The sequence below is a fragment of the Flavobacteriales bacterium genome, assembly GCA_025210295.1.
Classification (GTDB): domain Bacteria; phylum Bacteroidota; class Bacteroidia; order Flavobacteriales_D; family Parvicellaceae; genus S010-51.
In genome coordinates this window covers 459,755-479,333 of sequence record JAOASC010000016.1, presented here as the reverse complement: position 1 = coordinate 479,333, position 19,579 = coordinate 459,755, and the positions used below count along the sequence as shown (strand labels likewise).

19 protein-coding genes are annotated in these 19,579 nt (G+C 32.6%); 9 read left to right on the top strand and 10 right to left on the bottom strand.

All coding sequences use genetic code 11. The features are described 5' to 3' along the window. Position 1 precedes the first annotated feature (1 nt). Both N4A35_04705 and pdxH read right to left on the bottom strand, forming a co-directional pair. Positions 2 to 1,258: a glycosyltransferase family 2 protein gene (locus N4A35_04705; GenBank protein ID MCT4580698.1), complete on the bottom strand. Its 1,257-nt coding sequence runs from the start codon at positions 1,256 to 1,258 to the stop codon at positions 2 to 4. Next, the gene (gene pdxH, locus N4A35_04700) at positions 1,231 to 1,890 is read right to left on the bottom strand and encodes a pyridoxamine 5'-phosphate oxidase (GenBank protein MCT4580697.1); all 660 of its coding nucleotides are present in this window, start codon (positions 1,888 to 1,890) and stop codon (positions 1,231 to 1,233) included. Before pdxH ends, N4A35_04705 begins: the two co-directional genes overlap by 28 nt. A gap of 149 nt (positions 1,891 to 2,039) precedes the next feature. Between pdxH and N4A35_04695 the strand changes: the two genes are divergently transcribed. The 5 genes from N4A35_04695 (at position 2,040) to N4A35_04675 (ending at position 4,880) form a co-directional block, all read left to right on the top strand. After that, positions 2,040 to 2,384, top strand: coding sequence for a DUF2853 family protein (locus N4A35_04695; GenBank protein ID MCT4580696.1), 345 nt, complete (start codon positions 2,040 to 2,042; stop codon positions 2,382 to 2,384). A gap of 185 nt (positions 2,385 to 2,569) precedes the next feature. Then, positions 2,570 to 3,448 carry a succinate--CoA ligase subunit alpha gene (gene sucD, locus N4A35_04690; protein MCT4580695.1) on the top strand — a complete coding sequence of 293 codons (879 nt, stop codon included), beginning with the start codon at positions 2,570 to 2,572 and terminating at the stop codon, positions 3,446 to 3,448. A 71-nt stretch (positions 3,449 to 3,519) separates the two neighbouring features. After that, positions 3,520 to 4,083: a YdcF family protein gene (locus N4A35_04685; protein ID MCT4580694.1), complete on the top strand. Its 564-nt coding sequence runs from the start codon at positions 3,520 to 3,522 to the stop codon at positions 4,081 to 4,083. Positions 4,084 to 4,119: 36 nt separating this feature from the next. Next, a complete protein-coding gene (locus N4A35_04680) occupies positions 4,120 to 4,629 on the top strand; it encodes a hypothetical protein (GenBank protein ID MCT4580693.1) in 510 nt (169 codons plus the stop codon). Further along, positions 4,626 to 4,880 carry a hypothetical protein gene (locus N4A35_04675; protein ID MCT4580692.1) on the top strand — a complete coding sequence of 85 codons (255 nt, stop codon included), beginning with the start codon at positions 4,626 to 4,628 and terminating at the stop codon, positions 4,878 to 4,880. Before N4A35_04680 ends, N4A35_04675 begins: the two co-directional genes overlap by 4 nt. Positions 4,881 to 4,888: 8 nt before the next feature. On the opposite strand, the gene N4A35_04670 is transcribed toward N4A35_04675, so the two are convergent. The 7 genes from N4A35_04670 to N4A35_04640 all read right to left on the bottom strand — a co-directional run bounded on the left by N4A35_04670 (position 4,889) and on the right by N4A35_04640 (position 12,499). After that, the gene (locus tag N4A35_04670; GenBank protein ID MCT4580691.1) at positions 4,889 to 5,635 is read right to left on the bottom strand and encodes a LytTR family DNA-binding domain-containing protein; all 747 of its coding nucleotides are present in this window, start codon (positions 5,633 to 5,635) and stop codon (positions 4,889 to 4,891) included. Further along, positions 5,635 to 7,602, bottom strand: coding sequence for a histidine kinase (locus tag N4A35_04665; protein MCT4580690.1), 1,968 nt, complete (start codon positions 7,600 to 7,602; stop codon positions 5,635 to 5,637). The genes N4A35_04670 and N4A35_04665 overlap by 1 nt, the downstream gene beginning before the upstream one ends. A gap of 100 nt (positions 7,603 to 7,702) precedes the next feature. Further along, positions 7,703 to 8,047, bottom strand: a complete 345-nt coding sequence (locus N4A35_04660; protein MCT4580689.1) for a DUF1801 domain-containing protein — start codon at positions 8,045 to 8,047, stop codon at positions 7,703 to 7,705. Next, entirely contained in the window at positions 8,044 to 8,937 is an 894-nt protein-coding gene (locus N4A35_04655) for a lysophospholipid acyltransferase family protein (protein ID MCT4580688.1), read from the bottom strand. The genes N4A35_04660 and N4A35_04655 overlap by 4 nt, the downstream gene beginning before the upstream one ends. A 2-nt stretch (positions 8,938 to 8,939) precedes the next feature. Further along, positions 8,940 to 9,638, bottom strand: coding sequence for a YjjG family noncanonical pyrimidine nucleotidase (locus tag N4A35_04650; protein ID MCT4580687.1), 699 nt, complete (start codon positions 9,636 to 9,638; stop codon positions 8,940 to 8,942). Continuing rightward, positions 9,635 to 10,090, bottom strand: coding sequence for a hypothetical protein (locus N4A35_04645; GenBank protein MCT4580686.1), 456 nt, complete (start codon positions 10,088 to 10,090; stop codon positions 9,635 to 9,637). Before N4A35_04645 ends, N4A35_04650 begins: the two co-directional genes overlap by 4 nt. A gap of 54 nt (positions 10,091 to 10,144) precedes the next feature. Beyond that, entirely contained in the window at positions 10,145 to 12,499 is a 2,355-nt protein-coding gene (locus N4A35_04640; protein ID MCT4580685.1) for a carboxypeptidase regulatory-like domain-containing protein, read from the bottom strand. A gap of 116 nt (positions 12,500 to 12,615) precedes the next feature. Between N4A35_04640 and N4A35_04635 the strand changes: the two genes are divergently transcribed. Both N4A35_04635 and N4A35_04630 read left to right on the top strand, forming a co-directional pair. Next, positions 12,616 to 13,689, top strand: coding sequence for a tetratricopeptide repeat protein (locus N4A35_04635; protein ID MCT4580684.1), 1,074 nt, complete (start codon positions 12,616 to 12,618; stop codon positions 13,687 to 13,689). Positions 13,690 to 13,700: 11 nt separating this feature from the next. Further along, on the top strand, positions 13,701 to 15,785 hold the full coding sequence (locus N4A35_04630; protein ID MCT4580683.1) for an OmpA family protein: 2,085 nt from the start codon (positions 13,701 to 13,703) through the stop codon (positions 15,783 to 15,785). Positions 15,786 to 15,855: 70 nt separating this feature from the next. Here N4A35_04630 and N4A35_04625 read toward each other — a convergent pair whose 3' ends face one another. Beyond that, positions 15,856 to 16,335: a response regulator gene (locus N4A35_04625; GenBank protein MCT4580682.1), complete on the bottom strand. Its 480-nt coding sequence runs from the start codon at positions 16,333 to 16,335 to the stop codon at positions 15,856 to 15,858. Positions 16,336 to 16,556: 221 nt separating this feature from the next. Here N4A35_04625 and N4A35_04620 point away from each other — a divergent pair, with 221 nt between their 5' ends. Both N4A35_04620 and N4A35_04615 read left to right on the top strand, forming a co-directional pair. Then, positions 16,557 to 18,851 carry an Rv1355c family protein gene (locus N4A35_04620; GenBank protein MCT4580681.1) on the top strand — a complete coding sequence of 765 codons (2,295 nt, stop codon included), beginning with the start codon at positions 16,557 to 16,559 and terminating at the stop codon, positions 18,849 to 18,851. Further along, positions 18,841 to 19,578: a hypothetical protein gene (locus N4A35_04615; protein ID MCT4580680.1), complete on the top strand. Its 738-nt coding sequence runs from the start codon at positions 18,841 to 18,843 to the stop codon at positions 19,576 to 19,578. The genes N4A35_04620 and N4A35_04615 overlap by 11 nt, the downstream gene beginning before the upstream one ends. Position 19,579: the final 1 nt, after the last annotated feature.

The following is a 19,579-nucleotide window of genomic DNA, read 5'->3' as shown; positions in this document are numbered from 1 at the left end:
TTTAACAGTCGAACTTTCTATAGATCGAGAGTAATTCCTGATTGTTTAGGCGCTTATTGAATGGTAGATCAAATGCTTCTAAAAGACGAATAGCCTGATCATTAAGTAAGAGATTCTCTTGAATCGTATCCCTATAAAAATGAACAAATTTTAAAATCCAAAAAGCATCAAAAACAAAGTAAAAGCGTTGCGTATAACTTTTTAAGGTTTTGGTGTTTTTTTTAATCTCTTCAATTTTATTGGTGTATTTAGAGCTGGAGATAAATTTTTGGATAGAAGTGGGAAGTTGCTCGTAGTTATTTTTATGATAACTCATTTCAATTTGAGCAAAAAACAATTTTAAATCAATAAATGCATCAAAGCTATATGTCGTGTAATCTTCAATTTGTTGATCAATGATATCTCCAATGGCTTTCCCAGTTCCAAAAGGAACACGATCAGAAACTCTTGGAGAGGGGATGACTTTAGTAGTGCAAATTTCCCCAAAATTGCCAAGTTGTATAATTTTAGATAAGAAATAAAAATCTTCACCTGCTTTACGCTTGTTCATTCCGCCTTGTTTGGCATAAGCACTTGCCCTAACAGCCATGCTCGATCCAATAGTGTGAAAGGCATAAGGAGCCCCAGTATATTTAATGGCATTTTTATAATACCTGAGGTGGAGTTCATAGTCAATGATTCCTTTATAAATATTAGAAGCATATTCATCTCCTTCAACAGGATGCTCAAAATGGATAGAAGCACCATTAATCGTATTGTCATTAAAAGCTTGATAGATGGCTTCAAAATAATTAAATTCACATAAAGAATCAGCGTCAAAACAACAAATAACTCCATCCTCATTTAATGCTTGAAAACGGTATAAAGCTTCATCCATACCTATTTTTCTTGCCAATCCTACTCCAGCATGTTTTTTTGGTAAATCAAAAGCTTTTAAGGTTAAAAATTGTAAGGATTCATCGGAGTGTTGCTCCCCAAATTTAACAGCAGCTTTATAAGTTTGTTCGTTCTGTAACTTTATAGCTTCGGATGCCCGCTCACTATGATTAACTACCGTAATCACATCAATACAAATAGCATTGGGAACAGTGCAAGCCTTTAATGAAGCTAAAGAACGGATTAATTCAGCCTCATTATAACAAGGAATAACAACAATTAACTTTGTTTTTTTCCGAACGGGAATATTCAATTGTTGGGGGCCATAAGAAAATCTAGAAAAGTATTTTTGAGTTAAGGTGATAAACGTGCTATTTTCCATTGTTGATCAATTTTTTCAAAAATAATACGGTCATGTAACCTGCTGGGTCTTCCTTGCCAGAACTCAATTCGAGTTGGGTTGAGTTGATAACCTCCCCAAAAATCGGGTCTTGGAATTTCCTCACTACCTTTATATTGTTCAGTAAGTTGTTGAACTTTCAGTTCTAATTCCTTTCGATCTACTAATTGATTACTTTGTTTAGAAGCCCATGCTCCAATTTTACTCTCTTTTGGTCGAGCTGCAAAATAACTGTCCGAGATAGCTTCGTCAACTTTAGTAACAATCCCCTCGATTCTAATTTGACGTTCCAACTCACCCCAATGAATGTTTAAAGCAGCATTTGGGTTTTCAGCCAATTCTATTCCTTTTTGACTGTTATAATTGGTGTAAAAGATAAATTGTTCATCAATAATATCGCGCATGTAAACAATCCTAGAGGAAGGAATTCCTGTTTTAGTAGCAGTAGATAAACACATGGCGTAGGGGTCTAAAATCTGAGAATTAACAGCTTCTTCAAACCAAACTGCATACTGTTCAAACGGATTCTCTTTTACTACAGCCTCACTCAAAGGACGATCAGCAAAATCCCTTCTGATAGAATTAATATAGCTTTTTACTTCTTCTAAACTCATAGCAACAAAGGTAGATAGAAATAATCATAAAGGTGTTTTTTGAATCAGAAAAATATTTTTATAAAAAATAAGCAAAATTTAACAGATAAGTAAAAATGTATTCCTACATTAGTAGGAGAAAATATTAATCAACGTTTAAAAACAATAAAATGAGTAAAAGAGACGATTTAATCGCATTGTACGCAAAAGAATTAAAAGAAAAAGCTGGTGTTACTGCTGATATGGATTTGTTAACAAAAGTAACGATTGGATGTGGACCTGCTATCTATAACAAAGATGCTTCAACAGTTTCAGGATCAGATGAAGCTGAGTTAGCTACTGTTAAGAATAACTACTTAATCAAAAAGTTAGGATTAAAAGATTCTCCTGAATTAGACAAAGCAATTGGAGAGGTTGTTGAGCAGTTAGGAAAATCTAACAGAAATAAATACAGAGCTTGTTTCTACTATTTATTATGTGTAAAATTCGATAAAGCTTCAGTTTACGAAAAATAAATAAGCAATAAATATTTTGTAAAAAACGTTCCTTATTATGATAATTTGGAACGTTTTTTTTTGAAAAGAAAGTGATTAAATCGTTTAAAACTTTTTTTGATTAAAACCTAAATTAGATATGTAATTTTAATATCTATTATTATCTTTGGGGAAGTTAAAAACGAATTTCATAAAAATAAAACATAATGAGTGTATTAGTAAACAAAGATTCTAAAGTAATAGTACAAGGGTTCACAGGAAGTGAGGGTACTTTTCATGCTGGTCAAATGATAGAGTATGGTACTAACGTTGTTGGTGGAGTTACTCCAGGTAAAGGAGGGCAAACTCACTTAGATCGTCCTGTTTTTAACACAGTAGATGAAGCTGTAGAAAAAGCTGGTGCAGATGTGTCTATAATCTTTGTTCCACCTGCATTTGCTGCAGATGCAATTATGGAAGCTGCTGAAGCGGGAATTAAAGTTGTTGTTTGTATAACAGAAGGTATTCCAGTAGCAGATATGGTTAAGGTTAAAGAATATTTGACTGATAAAGATTGTACACTTATTGGGCCAAACTGTCCAGGAATTATTACAGCTGGAGAGGCTAAGGTAGGAATTATGCCTGGTTTCATCTTTAACAAAGGAACTGTTGGTATTGTAAGTAAATCAGGAACTTTAACTTACGAAGCTGTTGATCAAATTACAAAAGCTGGATTAGGACAAACTACAGCAATTGGTATTGGAGGTGATCCAATTATTGGTACAACAACTAAACAAGCTGTTGAATTATTAATGAATGATCCTGAAACAGAAGGTATCATTATGATTGGAGAAATCGGTGGTAACCTTGAAGCTGAAGCTGGAGCATGGATTAAAGAAAATGGAACAAAACCTGTCGTAGCATTTATCGCTGGAGAAACTGCTCCTGCTGGTAGAACGATGGGACATGCTGGTGCTATTGTTGGTGGTGAAGCGGATACTGCTGCTGCTAAGAAAGCAATCTTAAGAGATTGTGGAGTACATGTTGTTGATTCTCCAGCTGAGATTGGAGCTAAAATGGCTGAACTTTTAAATGTACCTGCTTAATAGAATATATTAATAAATGCATAAAAAAGCCTCTTTCAAATTTGAAAGAGGCTTTTTTTATACCTAATTAAATGAAGAAGAAAAAAACAATGAAATGGGGGGCATTTGGAATCCTCTTGTGGTTTTTGATTCATCAAATTTCTATAGTGTATGATGGGCTAACAGATGAAGAAGTTAAGGTAGAAATGATGGTTATCTTGGGAAATAAAGTGAAGCAAGATGGGACATTGTCACTCCGCTTAAAAGCAAGGTTAGATAAAGGTGTAGCACTTTATAATCAGGGATTAGCTCCGATGATTGTCGTTAGTGGTGGTTTAGGTAAAGAAGGCCATTTCGAGGGAACAAAAATGGCTGAATATTTAATTCAAAATGGGGTAGAAAAGGAGAGGATTAAAATTGATAATCAAGGAAATACTACACAATTAACAGCTGCCAATTTTAAAAAGTTGTTTCCAAAGGTAAAAAAAGTGATGATTGTTAGTCAGTTTTATCATATATCAAGAACAAAATTAGCGTTTAGAAAACAGGGAGTTACACAAGTTTATGGAGTACATTGTGACTATTTCGAATGGAGAGATGCTTATAGCTTATTTCGAGAGTTTTTTGGATATTACAAATATTTATTCTTAAATTAGAGCTCACGCTAATTATTTTTTTCGATGCCCCAATTAATGAAAAAACATATCCGTGAGTTGTTGATGCTCGTGGTTTTAGGTCTGGTAATCAATACCCTAAGTTATTTTATTTCTGAAGAATATTTTTCTAATTACCTAATGGTCAAGTATGATTATTTAGCATTGGAAGCCATTGGGTCTTTTGTTGTCGCCTTGTTATGGGGAGGGAGCTTATTTTTTATCTATGGAGTTATAACTATTTTTCTTTTATGGATTTTAAACATTTCCATATCAAAGACGGTTAATTTTCTAATCCCAACACTTACATTTTTATTGATTTTAGTACTGTTCTTCTTTTATCGACTTTTTACTGCTTTATCGGATTGGGGAGGGATAAATATTGGAGGATATACTGATAATAAATTATTATATCATAGTATTTCATCAATTCAAGACATTAAAAGTTTTTATGTAATTAAAGGGATTCAGTCTTTTACATGGATGACTTTTTTCATTAGTCTTCTAATAAGTATTACCTTTGTTAAGTTAAGAAAAGCAAGAAGATGAAAGCATATCAACCAATTAATTGTGGAGTTTATGATCAGCTGTTAGTTTGGGCTTCACAAAAAGTAGAGGTGACCATAACTCATCAAAAAGACGATACCATACAATCAGAAAAGGGAATCATTAATGATGTCTATACCAAAGATAAAGCAGAGTATTTAAAATTAAATACAGGAACAACTATTCGCCTAGATTTTATTCATACAATTAACACAATTGATTTATCTGGTGAGGAGAATTGTAGAATTAGTTAAATAGGAGCTTAACTACTATATAAAACGCCATCAATTTGTACCGTTTTATATCTAGATAATTTGGCAGAAATATCCCCTTTAAGGTTAACAATTAATTTGGTTTTAGAATAGTTGATGATATATTTAATATTAATCAACCAAGATTTATGGGAACGAAAGAACAATTGTTCCGTTTTTAATTCTTCTTCAAAATAGCCAATGTTTTTAGATACCAGTATTTTTCTGTTATCATTGAGGTGAATATTAGCATAGGAGCGTTGAGCCTCAATGGCTATAATGTTTTCTATAACAATATTCTGTTTGTAGTTATTGTCGGTGATAAGAATCGTTTTAGGAATGCCGGTTTTAAATTCTTGTATAATTTTTTCGTAGTTACATAATAACTCTTGATCATGTAGTTTTAGTTTAGCTTTATTCACCGCATCAATCAATTTAGATGAATGAATAGGTTTTAAGACATAGTCAACTGCATTAACTTCAAAAGCATTAATAGCATACTTATCGTAAGCTGTGACAAAAATAATTTGAAAGTCAATTCGATCAAAGAAGTCGATGATTTCATAACCAGAATATTGAGGCATTTCTACGTCTAAAAATACAATTTCTGGCTGCAATTGTTTAATCTTTTCCACCCCCTCCATTAGATTGGTTGCTTTTGCTAAAATAGTTATATCAGGAAAGTGACGCTGAAGTAAGTTCGCCAGATTATTTCTGGCAGAGCGTTCATCATCAATTAGAATACAATTTATCGACATTATTTAACGAGTTTAAGGGGTAAAGTAATATTTACAGCTGTTCCTTTTGGAGTTACACCATCCTCTAAAAATAAATCAATAATTTCACAGTTGACCTTAGAGCCGTAAAAAGATTTTAAAATAGAGATTCTCCGATCTATAGCCTCGGTAGCAAACGAATGATGTTTATTAAGCATTCTTTTCTGTATGGCTTCTACCGCTTTTCTTCCCACTCCATTGTCTATTATTTTACAATTTAGATATCCATTTTCGATGACTTTAAAATGAACCCTAATCATTTTCTTACCTTGTTTATGAAATAGTCCATGCTTAATAGCGTTTTCAACAAAAGGTTGAATAATGAGAGAGGGGATTAACGCTTCTGTAGGAATAGAACGATGTTCAATTTCATAAGAAAGCTCCCCATTAAACCTGAGTTGTTCTAAAGCTAAATAACTGGATAAAAAGTCAATTTCAGTGGCTAGTGTAATAAACTCCTGTTCAGAAAAATCTAATGTATTTCTCATTAAATTGGAAAAGAGATGGAGGTATTGATAGGCCTCATCTTTATTTTTATTAAGAACCAATGCTTGGATAGAGTTAATAGCATTAAAAATAAAATGAGGGTTCATTTGTGCTCGAATAGATTTAATCTCAGATTTTCTAAGCTTTTTTTCCATATTCAATCGGTGCTGAGTTTCTGCTAATTCTAGCTCAATTAGTTTGGCTTTTTTTCTAGCATTTAAATAAACACCTACAATAATTACAACAATTAAAATCAAAGTGAATATGACAATTAAAGTCATAAACTGTATTTTGTTTTGTTGAATGGTTTGCTCTTGAATAATATTTTCTTTAACAATCAAAGCCTTTTCAGCTTTAACTTTATTGGTCTCGTATTTAATGAGTACATCGTTAAATTCTTTTGCTTTTTTAGCACTGTTAATACTATCGTTTAAAGTTTGATAAGTTTTAAAGTGAAGGTAAGCTTGTTCATAATTCCCTATTTGTTTGTACGATTCAGACAAATTAAAAAAAACATCTGCCTCGTAATTCGTTGCATGAATTTGATTAAAAGTTAAAATGGCTTCTTCATAAAAGTGAATTGCTTGTTGATAATGAGCTAATTTAAAATGAATAAGTCCCAGTTGTAATAAACTAATTCCTTTAGACTCTATATCTTTTATCGCTATAGCTTCAGTTAAACCGAATTGACAGTATTTTAAGGCTTTATCATAATCTTCATAGGCTAAATAATAATCAGCATAATTAGAGTTTGCGATAGAGATACCTTCCAAGTACTTATAAGTCTTAGCAAGAACAAGTGCTTTATTCAAGTAAAAGGGAATAGAATCTTTATGGATCTTTGTGGAGGTGTAAAAGGCCGCAATAGAATTATAAATATTTACTTTTTGAATGGTGTCATTGCAGGATTCTGCAATAGAGTGCGCTTGATATAAATAGGGTAAAGCTTCAGTATATTTTTCTTGAATACAAAGACTATAACTGATGTTATCTAACGTTCGGGAGTATAAACCACAGTCCTTTTTTAAATAAGGCAAAGCTTCGATATAATAACGAATAGAGGTTGAATAGTTTGCTTTTGTCTCATAGACACGACCTAGGTTCAAATAGTTTTTACCAACAGTATTGGAATCGTTGATTTTTTGAGCATATTGAATGCTTTTTAAAAAGTAGTCGTCTGAATAATTATTGTCCAATACCCAACTAATTTGCCCTTTAAATCCATAAAGTTGGGATAGATACCTATGATGAGTTAATTGCTCTTGCTCTTTAAGTAATACATGTTCATATTCCAATGCGGAGTCTACAATGGTTAAAGCTTGTTCATAAGCATTGTTTTGTAGTTCAACGAGAATAGCATCTAGTGTACTGTCGGGTAGAGAATATGGAAGATTTTCACTTTGAGAAAATACAGATGTAGTGGATAAAAAGAATAAACAAACAATAAAATTGTTATAGGTCATTTGCTCTAATAGATCGTTTTATTGGTTAAACATCAATGATAAAAAACTAAATCTAATATTATTTCTGATATTATTAAAAAAATATGATATTAATCGCTATTTAATATAAATTAATAGCAGTTTTTAAGATAGCTTCTAAAGCTTCAATAGGAATATCTTCGTTGGGAGAAATAGAGAGTACTTTCATTTTTTTTCGGTTTCCCTGTTCCAATAGTGGATGATCAATCTCATTCCCTTTAACTACACCTATGTATGGGAAATTAGTCTGTTTATCTTTCCACAAATAACAAAACATTTTGTTTTTATAAAGAAAAAAAGGCAACTTATACTTGTATGCTTCAGTAATATTAGGGTCTAAACTTTGAATAATTGAACGTAATGCTAGAAAACAAGACTTATTCGGTTCTTCTTGTTTTTCGTAAAATAAATCTAAATCACTAATCATACCATATCATTGTGAAGTTCAATTCCCTCAGGTCGTTGATGCTTCCATCTTTTATGGGTCCATAACCAATATTGAGGAACAGCCTGTATATCTTTTTCCAATTCTTTAGTTCCAAGTTGCGTGATGTAACCATAAGGTTGATCAGCTGGGGTTTCACACAATAATTTTAGTGTTCCAGTGTAATGGCCTCGTTTGGTCTTTTCAATTTTACAAAAAATAACAGGTAGGTTAAGTTCTGTAGCATATTTTTCTGCTCCAAACAAAACAGAAGTTTCTTGATTTAAAAAGTTCATCCAATAACTTTTTTTAGGGTTGGATGGACTTTGATCAATGGCAAAGATAGTTCCTTTGGGTTGCTCTAATTGTTGGGGCATTAATTCTTTTACTTCATGCGTTGCACACATTTTTAAACGGTATTTCTCACGAGAAGTTTTCATCTTTTTATCCATGTACTGATCAGATAATGGTTTGTAAATTCCTACGGGAATATGCTTCATTTGCAACCCCATACTAATCGCTAAAATTTCCCAATTATTATAATGCCCACCTACAAAAATCACATCTTGACCTTTTTCATAAAATTGATCAACAACTTCTGGGTTGGTGAGAACAAAACGTTTTAAGGCTTCTTCTTTTTTTAAGCTAAAGCCTTTAACACTTTCTAAAATAAGATCACAAAAGTGACGATAGAAGTCCGTCATTATTTTTTGATGTTCCTGTTGAGATTTATTTGGAAAAGAGCGTTGAATATTCTTTAAAACAACTTTCTTCCGATAGCCAATAACTCTATACATCAAGAAAAACACAAAGTTAGAAAGTAGATAGAGTAGTGGATAAGGTAACTTCGAAATGGGGATAAGTACCAGATAATATAAGATTTTAGAACCCATAATTATAGAATGTTTTTGATGTCTTTTAGTTGAGTGACATCTCCTAAAATATTAAGAGAATGCTCTTTTTGAGTTGGATTGTAGAAGATTGCATGCATTCCAACATTTAAGGCGCCTTCAATATCTATTTTCAATGAATCGCCGATGTATACACTTTCGTTGTTGTTGGCTTGGGCTTTTTGTAATGAATATTCAAAGACTCTAGGGTTAGGTTTCATAACACCAACTTCATCAGAAGTAATCACTTCGTTAAAAAATGGAGTAAGTTGACAATTCTCTAACTTTAAATGTTGAACCTCATTAAAACCATTGGTAATAATGTGTAAGGTATATTTCTCTTTTAAGTAGCTTAATAAATCAATTGTCCCCTCTACAAGTATGGTACGTTGGGGACTGTTTTGAATATAACTAGCACCTATTTTTTCATCCAAGCCAGTTTCTTGAATACCAAAATAAGCTAAAGTATCTTTAAACCGCTTTCCTCTTAAGGCTTCTTTAGTTATTTCGTTTTTACGGTATAGCGCCCAACATTCCTCATTGACTTTTTCATAGATTTTAATAAACTCTTCTGGCAATGAAATACCTTTTTGATGGAGATGGTAAGTTTTCCATAGATGAGCTAATTCTTCTCTAGAATTAGCATTAAAATCCCACAATGTTCTGTCTAAATCAAAGAAAACATGTTTAATGGTAGGCTTCATACAAATATTGTTTGAAAAAGTTTGGTGAAAATTCCTCCAAAAATAAGTAAACTTATTGAGCTTATCCAATAAGTCTCTTTATGATGACGATAAAATTTGGCAACAATAATGGTTCCAATAGGAACAGATAAGAAAACAGGTCCCAATATAGTAATTAACCAAAATCCAGTGTTGGTCATTTTTAACCGGACTAACGTCTTATTTAATTTTGTAAAGTTTTTTTTAGGCTTGTATGTACCAGCTTTAATTTTTGCTAATTTTTTTTCCAAATTTCTTTTAATAAATTGGTTAGCCATAAAATAAAAAAGATTAAAGCTAAATAACCCTCCAAGCACAACAGTGAGGTATATTTCAAAAAAAGGTAAGTTGGCAGCAATGCCAGGACCTGCAGCAAAAACAAATTTAAATGTCCCAAGTAAGAACATCGAAATATAAATTGAAAAATTAGCCATAAAACAAAGTTAGCATTTGCAATGAAACCTACTAATTGTAGAAGTTATAAAACGTTAAAATTGGACTTTATAACTCAAATTAGGAAAAAAACTAGAGGAGGGGATGGTAACAGCTTGGTCTAAAACAGCATCATACTCTCTATATATAGCATTCCCATTTGAGAAAATATTTTTGATTTGTAAACTCCAAATACCGATGTATTTTGGTTTGTTGATTTTATAGGTTAAAGTGACATCAATAAACAACAGGTCATCTTCACGTTCTGAAAAAGCTAAGGATTCATTTAAAACTGTTTCTTGTTGAATTTTAGATTGTTCTAAATCCAATGGGGTATATGGAGCTCCTCCAACCAGGGAAACATTCGTATTCCATCCGATATAGTTCTTTTTGTTTTTCTTTTCTCCTATCATATAGTTTTTCCCAGCTAAAAAACGAATATTGTAACCATAATCATATTCAGTACTTCTTCTTATGCCATCACCACCAGTATAATTAGATTCAAAAATACTGGTGTTAATCATGTAATATAGTCCACCTTCGGCATAGCGTTCTAAACCAATGTCAACGCCATAATTTTCGGCTTCACCTCCGTTAGTCAAACTCCTAATGTCATCTAATTCTCCTATGTTAACAGTAGAATAAGAACCATTTGCTTCAGTTGGTATATTAGATAAGTCTTGGTAATATGCTTCAATTCTAAGGTGATGATTAGCAATTAATTTAGTTTTATAAGAAAGAACATAGTGGTGAGCCTTGGCAAAATTTAGCTTTTTATTGGGAAAGTTGATTGTGCCTATGCTGTCCTTTATTTGGGTTTGATAGATGGCATAATTTTCAATTTGACTATGTAACCCATAAGCCAGAGAAAGTTGGTTTTTTTGATTGAGTTGATACGTTAAACCTGTTCTAGGTTCTATGGATAATTCATCATTGACATTAAAATGAAGTAAATTTACCCCTGCTACAAATCGCCACTTTTTAGTAATGTCAAATTTAGATTGGGTATATATTTTTGATGTGGCAGAGTTTCCTATTCCATTAACAATCGTATCTAGATTGTTGGAAGTAAAGTTATATTTTTGAGCCAACCAATTATGTCGAGTTGTTCTGTATGAAAAACCTGTTTTATTACTGTGTTTTAAACTAAAAAGATGCTTAAAACTACCAGCTATACTTAAGGGTAATTGATTGTATTCATTGATGTTTCTTGTGAGTTCTAGGTAATCGTCTGTGATGTATTTTTTATTGTCAATCTGATTCGTATAACTTCCTGTTATTGCAGCGTTAAAAACGGTGTTTTCTCCTATAGGCTTAGTATAGTTAGCCCCCAGAGTAACCATATTACTCACCAAAGAGAGGTTGTAACGATCAACATCTTTTTTCCAAGTCAAACTATCTAACTCCGCAATTCTTGCCCGATCACTTGTCCCAGAAATAGCATATAAACTCAAAGCTCCACCCTTTTTAAAAGGAAAGTTTAAGTTAAAAGATAAATCTTGGTAAGTTGGTTCTGTAGGATAGCCAATAAGTCGAGCCATTCCAACTGTAGCATAACGGTAATTAAAAAGAAAAGAGCTGTTGTTTTTTTTCTGTAGAGGGCCTTCTGCTGCAAAATCAAGTCCAAGAGTACCGAGTTGCACCGTATATTCATTTTTTTCAGTATTCCCTTTACGAAACTTTACGTCAAAAACTCCAGCTAAAGCGTTGCTATATTCAGCAGGAAATGCACCTGAAAAAAAGTCACTATTATCTAATAGCTGCATACTAAAGATGGTGAACGTTCCTCCAGAACTTCCTATACGAGCAAAGTGAGTAGGATTAGCAAGTTCAATACCATTCATCTGATATTTCAATCCTCTTGGAGAATTCCCTCGAATAGAAATAAAGTTTTCTGAAAAAGCAGCGTCAGAAGTAACTCCAGGTAATGTTCCTGCTGCTCTTATAGGGTCGTCTAAAGCTCCAGCTAAACGTTGGGCATCCTCAACTCGAATAGAATAAGCACTAACAGAAGCCATAGTATTATTGGTAATTCCACGTTCTTTTTCAGGGATTTCGATAAGGGCTTCATCTAAGAGATAAGATGAAAACTCCATTTGTGCATTTACAATACATTCTTTTTTAGAGTATACGATAACATTGGGTAGGGTATAGGGGAGGTAAGAAACATGAGAAAAAGAAATGTCATAAGTTCCTAACTCAACAGAGTCAAACACAAAAGTTCCCTTTTGATTAGAAATGGTTTGCGCAATTATTTTTTGATTCAAAATGAGAGCTACATGCACATCTTGAATTTGTTGTTCGGTAAAGCTATTGGTAATAACTCCTCTAATTGATTGCTTGAGTTCTTGGCTCAAAAAAGAGAGAGAGAATAAGCCGAAAAATAAAACTAAGAATGTTTTGTTACTCATGCTAATTTGTAATAGAATTGGCAAATATAATCAATTTTTGAGCTAGTTTAGTATAGATTATGTTAGTGTTAAAACTTTATTTTTTTATATTTAGAGATATTATTAAAATGAAAAGAATGAAAATAAGAAATTTAATTCTACTCCTTGTTTTTTTTATCACAGCACCTTATTGGGCTCAAGATAAAGAAGCATTCCTATCGAAGTTAGACTCTTTAGGTGAAACAGATAGTACTGCTAAAGCTCAATTATTGTACAATAAAGGAGTTTCGGAAATGACAGCTGAAAAATATAATCAGGCAATTCAATTGTTTACTGAAGCATTAATTTATAACCCCAATTTTGCTGAGATCTATCTAAATAGAGGAGTAAGTTATATTGAGTCTTCTCAAAAAGATAAAGGGATGACAGATTTAGTTGAAGCTGTATTACTAAACCCTAAATTGGATAAAGCTTTTTTTACCATGGGAAAAGTATTTGAAAAGGACAAAGAAGTTTCTAAAGCGATAGAAAACTATACAAAGGCCATTGATAACAATTCCTCTGAACCTTTATATTTTTATACAAGAGGAGTTATTTTTTTTCAACAAGAAGAATATGCCAAAGCTAAGGCTGATTTAAAAAAAGCAGTATCAATTAAACCTAATTATGCCTATGCTTGGAACGATTTAGGATCTGCGTATTTAAAATTAGATCAATTAAAAATGGCAATCTCAAGTTATGAAAAAGCAGTGAATGCTGATGGGAAGATGGCGATAGCCTATAATAATTTAGGATCTGCTTATCGAAAAGATGAAAACTATCAAAAAGCTGTTGAAGCTTATTCTGATGCCGTTTCCAATAAAGCAGATTATGCGATAGCCTATAACAATAGGGGGATTGCTAAGATGAAATTACAATTATTTGAAGAAGCATTAAAAGACTTTGACCAAGCAATTAAAATTAACGCTGAATATGCTTTTGCCTATAACAATAGAGCTTCGGCTTATATCAAATTGGAAGAGTGGAAAAAAGCGCTAGTAGATGCCGATAAAGCAGTAAAGTTGAAGAAAGATTATGCTTACGCCTATTTTAATAGAGCAATAGCTAAAGAAATGGTAAGGGATGTGGAAGGAGCCTGTAAAGACTGGAAGAAGTCAAGTGAGTTGGGCTTAGAAGCCGGTGAAACATATTATAAATCAGTTTGTAATTAAAACAAGAAATAATGAAAAGAGTTATCATCTTATTAATCAGTATCGTTAGTCTAGGTTTTAGTTATAGCCAAGATAAATCTATCCCTTTTAAAAAAGAATACTTTAAAGACCGTAAAGATGAATTTAAAGTTGCAATGAAAGATCTAAATGATGGTTTAGATATCTATGAAAAAGGGGAATATTATTGGAAAGGAGCAATCTATAAACTAGAGAAAGCTAATGTTTTTAATCCCAATAATGCGCAGTTAAATTATCGATTAGGCAATTGTTATTTACATTCTACAGAAAAGGTAAAATGTTTAAAATACTTTTTAAAAGCTTATGAATTACGCCCTACAGTTGCTAAAGATATTCACTATAAAATTGGTAAAGGCTATCAATTAAATTATAAATTTGATAAAGCACAAGAGGAGTTTGAGATTCACCGAATGAAATTGGAAGTGTCTGAGACAAAAGAGTTGCTAGAATTAGATAAATTAGTAGCGGAATGTGATCGTGCTAAAGAGTTAATGACTACTCCTGTTAGAGTTTGGGTCGACAATGTAGGAGGTAAAATTAATAGTAAATACCCTGAATACGGTCCGTTAATTACTGCTGATGAGTCGATGATGATTTTTACATCAAGAAGACCAAGTGAAACAAGTAAAGAGCAAGCAGGAGGTCATTACAATGAAGATGTATTTATTTCAACTAAAGATGAAAATGGAAATTGGACCCAAGCAATTTCGATTAGTGAAAAGATAAATACTAAAGAGCATGATGCTACAGCAGGATTGTCCAATGATGGAAAAACACTTTTTTTATACAGCTCTAATGCTGGTGGAGACTTGTATCAATCTTTGTATGTCAATGGAGAATGGAGTAAACCTAAAAACTTGGGTAAAAGAGTAAACGGTGATATGTCTTGGGATTCGGGGGCGAGTTTAAGTTATGATGGAAAAGAATTGTATTTTGTCTCTAATAGAGAAGGAACACGAGGAGAAAGAGATATTTGGGTTGCTAAATGGAATGAAAAAAGAGGGGAGTGGGGAGACGCAGAAAATGTTGGGCCTAAAGTGAATACTATTTATGATGAGATAGGTGTATTTATGCATCCAGATGGGGAAACTATGTATTTTTCTTCAGACGGACATAAAGGAATGGGAGGCTATGATATTTTCTTTTCTAAAAAGCAAGAGGATGGAACTTGGGGAAAACCTGAAAATATAGGTTATCCTGTGAATACTACAGATGATGATTTACATTTTATTATGGCTGCCAATGGTAAGCATGGGTATTATTCATCATATCGTGCTGATGGTGGAGATGATATTTTTATGATCTCATTCTTGGGAAAACCTAAAGAGCCATTAATGAGCGGAGAAGACAATTTATTGGCTAGTGTAGCTGCTCCAATTGAAGAAAAAATGATACAGGCTGAGGTGGAATTGGAAATAGCGAATAACTTGACTATTCTAAAAGGTCTAATCTTAGATGAAGAAACCAAACAGCCCATATCAGCAACACTAGAATTGGTGGATAATCAAGCACAAAAAAAGGTTTCTAGTTTCTCTTCAGATGGGAAAACAGGAGACTTCTTATTGTCTTTACCTGCTGGTAAAAATTATGGGATTGCTGTAAATGCTGAGGGATATCTTTTTCATAGTGAAAATTTTGAAATTCCAGAAAGTGCAGGGTATACAGAATTTGAAAAAACAATCTATTTGAAGAAAATTCAGGTTGGTAAGTCAATAGTATTAAGAAATATATTCTTTGATTTAGATCGTTCGACCATTAAACCAATCTCAAAACTAGAATTAGATCGTTTGATTGAGCTGTTGACAGAAAACAAAACATTGAGAGTTGAAATTTCAGGTCATACAGACACTCAGGGAAGTGCGTCATATAATACCAAACTATCTCAAAATAGAGCAAAAGCAGTTGTGGATTATTTAGTAAAAGCTGGATTTGAAAGTTCTCGTTTTGAGTATAAAGGCTATGGAGAAGAACAACCCATTATTTCTGATACAGAAATAGCCAAATTGCCTACTAAAAGTGAACGTAAAGATGCACATGCTGTTAATCGAAGGACAGAGTTTAAGATTTTAAGTTATTAATTTAAAAAGCCATAAAACAATTTTGTTTTATGGCTTTTTTTATGCTAGTTCTATCAAGTAAATTGTATTCTTAAATAAGTTTTTGACGAAGCATAAACTCCAATTGTTGATTGGCTTTTAACAAGCTTTTTGTGAGTTCTTTATTTTCTTTTCTAAGACTATAAACTTCTAGCGCTTTATCTATGGCTACCTTTAAGTAATTATTTTCCCAAGGTTTGGAGATGTATTTGTAGACTTGCCCTTTATTGATGGCATCAATAACCGCTTGAATGTCGGAGTATCCAGTCACGAGTATACGCATTGGTTCAGGGTGGTCTGGAATTACTGATTGTAAAAACTCTACACCAGTCATATCGGGCATTCTTTGATCAGTAAGTATGATTTCAATTTCATTCTCTTCTAATATTTCTCTAGCATCAACTACATTATCTGCAATAAAAATATTGTAATGTCTTCTAAAGGAAGCTTTAAAAGCCATTAAATTACTCCGCTCATCATCTATATATAAAATATTAGATTTTTTAGGTGCTTCATCTTTTTTCTCTTCCATACTTTATTTCTCTTCTATTGGTTTCGGAAAGCAATATAATGGAAATTTTAATATTATTTTTATTATGTGATTAACAAATGTTATTTATGGGTGAACTAATTGATATAAATTGTGAATTATATCAATCATGGTTTGAATACTTGGTTTTATCGAAGAAATAATTTGGGAGTTATTATTTTAATGACATATATTTAAAGAAGAACCCTATCAAAAATCTCAATATGTTTAAAGACTATCTCACTCCAAAGGATGATGTGCACCTGCCCCAGTTTTTTCGACTAAAAAACACAAAAGAAAAAGAGGAATTAGAAAAACTTTTAATGAATAATAAATCTATTGCTGTTGTAGATGAAATACAAAGCCAGATTTATGAGTTGATTAAGTTAAGAAATCCTAAGAAAAATTTATCCCATTCTGCATACCAAGAACAAATGAAAGCGTATGTCGGTAAGAATGCCATTGAAAATGTGGGAGTATGGATTTATTATCCTTGGAAAAATAAAGTGATTCATTTATTAGATGAGGAAGAATTTGTTGAAGTAAGGACCAATAGGAATCATTATAAAATAACTCCAGAAGAAGAACAAAAACTATTTAAAAAGAAAATAGGGATAGTTGGTTTATCTGTTGGAAAAGCGATAGCGACAACTATGGCGTTAGAAAGAATATGTGGAGAAATTGTATTGGCTGATTTTGATGAAATTGAGCTTTCTAATCTGAATAGAATTCAAACAAGTTTGATCAACTTAGGGCTTAAAAAAACAGTAGTTGTTGCCAGAGAAATAGCAGAAATTGATCCGTATATCAAAGTGACTTGCCTACACGAGGGAATAACAGAAGAAAACATCAATCATTTTTTTCTTGATGGTAATGGCTTGGATTTATGCATTGAGGTCTGTGATGGATTGTATGAGAAAGTCTTTGTTAGGCAAAAAGCAAAAGAGTATGGAGTGCCAGTAGTCATGAATTCTTCTGACCGTGGGACAACAGATGTAGAACGTTTTGATTTAGAACCTGATTTGCCCATTTTACACGGGCTAATTGACCATTTAGATTTAAGTGTATTAAAATATGCTAAAACCAATGAAGAAAAAGTACCATATCTCTTACCAATGATAGGAGTTAAGACTTCAACAAATCGATTAAAAGCATCAATGATTGAAATTCAAGAGACCATAACAACATGGCCTCAATTGGCTTCAGGAGTGGTTCTTGGTGGAAGTATATGTACCGATGTTTGTCGAAGAATTTTATTAGGAGATTTTCAAAAGTCAGGAAGATGTTTTGTTGATTTAGAAGAGCTCATCAATGTGGGAATGGATGCACCAATTGAAAAAAGGGCATTTACAGTGAATCGCTCCAAGTTGCAAGATTCTGAAATAGCAGATTATGAAAGTATGATAGCGCGTTTTGAGCTCAACTTTCCAAATGTAAAATCCTCAAAATACTTAACAGAAAAAGAAGTGCTGACATTGGTTGAAGCTTCTATTTTAGCTCCATCTGGAGGTAATATTCAACCTTGGAAATGGATTTTTAAAGGAGGAACACTATACCTTTTCAATGATATTTATAGAAAAGAATCGATATTAAATTATAAAAATCAAGCTAATTTTATTGCTTTTGGAGCCGCTACAGAAAACTTAATCCTTGCTTCTAGTACTATTCAAGCCGGGGTTAAATATGAGTTGTTCCCTTTTAGCCAATCTTCTAATTTAATAGCAGCTTTTACGTTTTTTTCGGAAAATAAACCTACGGCAGATTTACAGCAATATATCAGTAAGAGAACTACCAATAGACGGTTGTTCGAAAGTCATGAACTTAAAGAGGATGATTTACGATTAATAAAAGATAGCGTGCTAGAAACCGAGGGAGCTGGAATAAGATTTTTTAAGGATGAATCACAAAAAAATGAAATAAAAAAGATTTTATGTGAGTTAGACCGTTTGTTTTATACCAATAAAGCAGGTCATGCTCATTTTATGAACGAGTTGCGCTGGACAGAAGAAGAAAACCTTTTGCATAGAGATGGATTGGACATTAAAACAATTGACCTCACCCCCAAAGAAGAAGCAGGTTTAATTGTTGCTAAGAGTTGGGATGTTGTAAAAAACAATGAACAATGGAATCTGGGAGGAGCTTTCAAAAAGACCATGGAAAAAACCATTACAAATGCTGCTTCTCTGGCGATGTTAACAATGCCAAAAACAGATGAAAATAAGTTTTTTGAGGGAGGAAGAGCTTTGGAACGGTTATGGTTAACTGCTACAAAATTAGATATCGGAATTCAACCCATATCAATTAATGCTTTTATTTTTCCTAGAATCGAAGACCAATGTTATGAGGGACTGTCCCCAATTGAAAACGAATTGAACAAGTTATCTAAACAGTTTTTTGAAGTATGTGCCTTGAAAAATACAGAACAAAACGTTTTCTTTTTTAGACTTGTTTCCAATTCAGAGCCATTAAAGCGTTCAATTAGAAGAGGGATAGGTGATGTATTGATATATGTTGAGTAGTACAGAACGAAATATTAGAATTTTTGTGTATCGAGCCATAGACGAACCAGATTTGTGCCAACAATATTTAAATGGACATCGACAGGTTTTGATTGATTATGGAATTGAAAACATAACAACAAATAATGAAAAGTGGATGAATAATCCTAATGTGTATTGTATTGTGGCTAAGGATATGGAATTAAATTCACTTGTTGGTGGTACACGAATCCATATTGCAGATGGTATTTGTGAACTTCCTGTGGAGGCCGCTGTAGGAGATATGGATAGTAAAATACATGATAAAGTAAGAGCTTACGGAGTAAATGGTGGAGTAGCTGAATCATGCGGATTGTGGGTCGCAAAAAATGGTGCAGGACTAGGAATTAGTAGATACCTAATGTGGGCTTCTATCTCATCAGTAAGTCAGTTGAGAATATCAAAATTGCTAGGAATATGTGCTAGTTATACCTTGACTTTATTCAAAGAAGTCGGCTTTGAAGTTGATTATGGAGTAGGGACAAAAGGAAATTTTCCTTATCCAAATGATCGTTATATCGCTAATGTTATTGGAGTCTTAAATGTAAAAACAATAGAAAAAGCAGCTAAAAACGATAAGAATATAATGTTATCACTAAGAAATATCCCGAATCAACATAGAATTGAGAAAAATAAAAATAATATTTGTGAGATTTATTATAATTTGGTCTATCCATTTGTTCAGTTTATCTCTTTTAAAATAGAATAAA

What these genes read in the sequence shown, in the direction of transcription:
- N4A35_04670 (MCT4580691.1), bottom strand. Translation starts at nt 5,635, where the DNA reads ATGTCGATAAATTGTATTCTAATTGATGATGAACGCTCTGCCAGAAAT.
- N4A35_04635 (MCT4580684.1), top strand. Translation starts at nt 12,616, where the DNA reads ATGAAAATAAGAAATTTAATTCTACTCCTTGTTTTTTTTATCACAGCA.
- N4A35_04640 (MCT4580685.1), bottom strand. Translation starts at nt 12,499, where the DNA reads ATGAGTAACAAAACATTCTTAGTTTTATTTTTCGGCTTATTCTCTCTC.
- N4A35_04665 (MCT4580690.1), bottom strand. Translation starts at nt 7,602, where the DNA reads ATGACCTATAACAATTTTATTGTTTGTTTATTCTTTTTATCCACTACA.
- N4A35_04650 (MCT4580687.1), bottom strand. Translation starts at nt 9,638, where the DNA reads ATGAAGCCTACCATTAAACATGTTTTCTTTGATTTAGACAGAACATTG.
- N4A35_04645 (MCT4580686.1), bottom strand. Translation starts at nt 10,090, where the DNA reads ATGGCTAATTTTTCAATTTATATTTCGATGTTCTTACTTGGGACATTT.
- pdxH (MCT4580697.1), bottom strand. Translation starts at nt 1,890, where the DNA reads ATGAGTTTAGAAGAAGTAAAAAGCTATATTAATTCTATCAGAAGGGAT.
- N4A35_04615 (MCT4580680.1), top strand. Translation starts at nt 18,841, where the DNA reads ATGTTGAGTAGTACAGAACGAAATATTAGAATTTTTGTGTATCGAGCC.
- N4A35_04625 (MCT4580682.1), bottom strand. Translation starts at nt 16,335, where the DNA reads ATGGAAGAGAAAAAAGATGAAGCACCTAAAAAATCTAATATTTTATAT.
- N4A35_04705 (MCT4580698.1), bottom strand. Translation starts at nt 1,258, where the DNA reads ATGGAAAATAGCACGTTTATCACCTTAACTCAAAAATACTTTTCTAGA.
- N4A35_04630 (MCT4580683.1), top strand. Translation starts at nt 13,701, where the DNA reads ATGAAAAGAGTTATCATCTTATTAATCAGTATCGTTAGTCTAGGTTTT.
- N4A35_04620 (MCT4580681.1), top strand. Translation starts at nt 16,557, where the DNA reads ATGTTTAAAGACTATCTCACTCCAAAGGATGATGTGCACCTGCCCCAG.
- N4A35_04655 (MCT4580688.1), bottom strand. Translation starts at nt 8,937, where the DNA reads ATGGGTTCTAAAATCTTATATTATCTGGTACTTATCCCCATTTCGAAG.
- N4A35_04660 (MCT4580689.1), bottom strand. Translation starts at nt 8,047, where the DNA reads ATGATTAGTGATTTAGATTTATTTTACGAAAAACAAGAAGAACCGAAT.
- N4A35_04685 (MCT4580694.1), top strand. Translation starts at nt 3,520, where the DNA reads ATGAAGAAGAAAAAAACAATGAAATGGGGGGCATTTGGAATCCTCTTG.
- N4A35_04680 (MCT4580693.1), top strand. Translation starts at nt 4,120, where the DNA reads ATGAAAAAACATATCCGTGAGTTGTTGATGCTCGTGGTTTTAGGTCTG.
- N4A35_04695 (MCT4580696.1), top strand. Translation starts at nt 2,040, where the DNA reads ATGAGTAAAAGAGACGATTTAATCGCATTGTACGCAAAAGAATTAAAA.
- sucD (MCT4580695.1), top strand. Translation starts at nt 2,570, where the DNA reads ATGAGTGTATTAGTAAACAAAGATTCTAAAGTAATAGTACAAGGGTTC.
- N4A35_04675 (MCT4580692.1), top strand. Translation starts at nt 4,626, where the DNA reads ATGAAAGCATATCAACCAATTAATTGTGGAGTTTATGATCAGCTGTTA.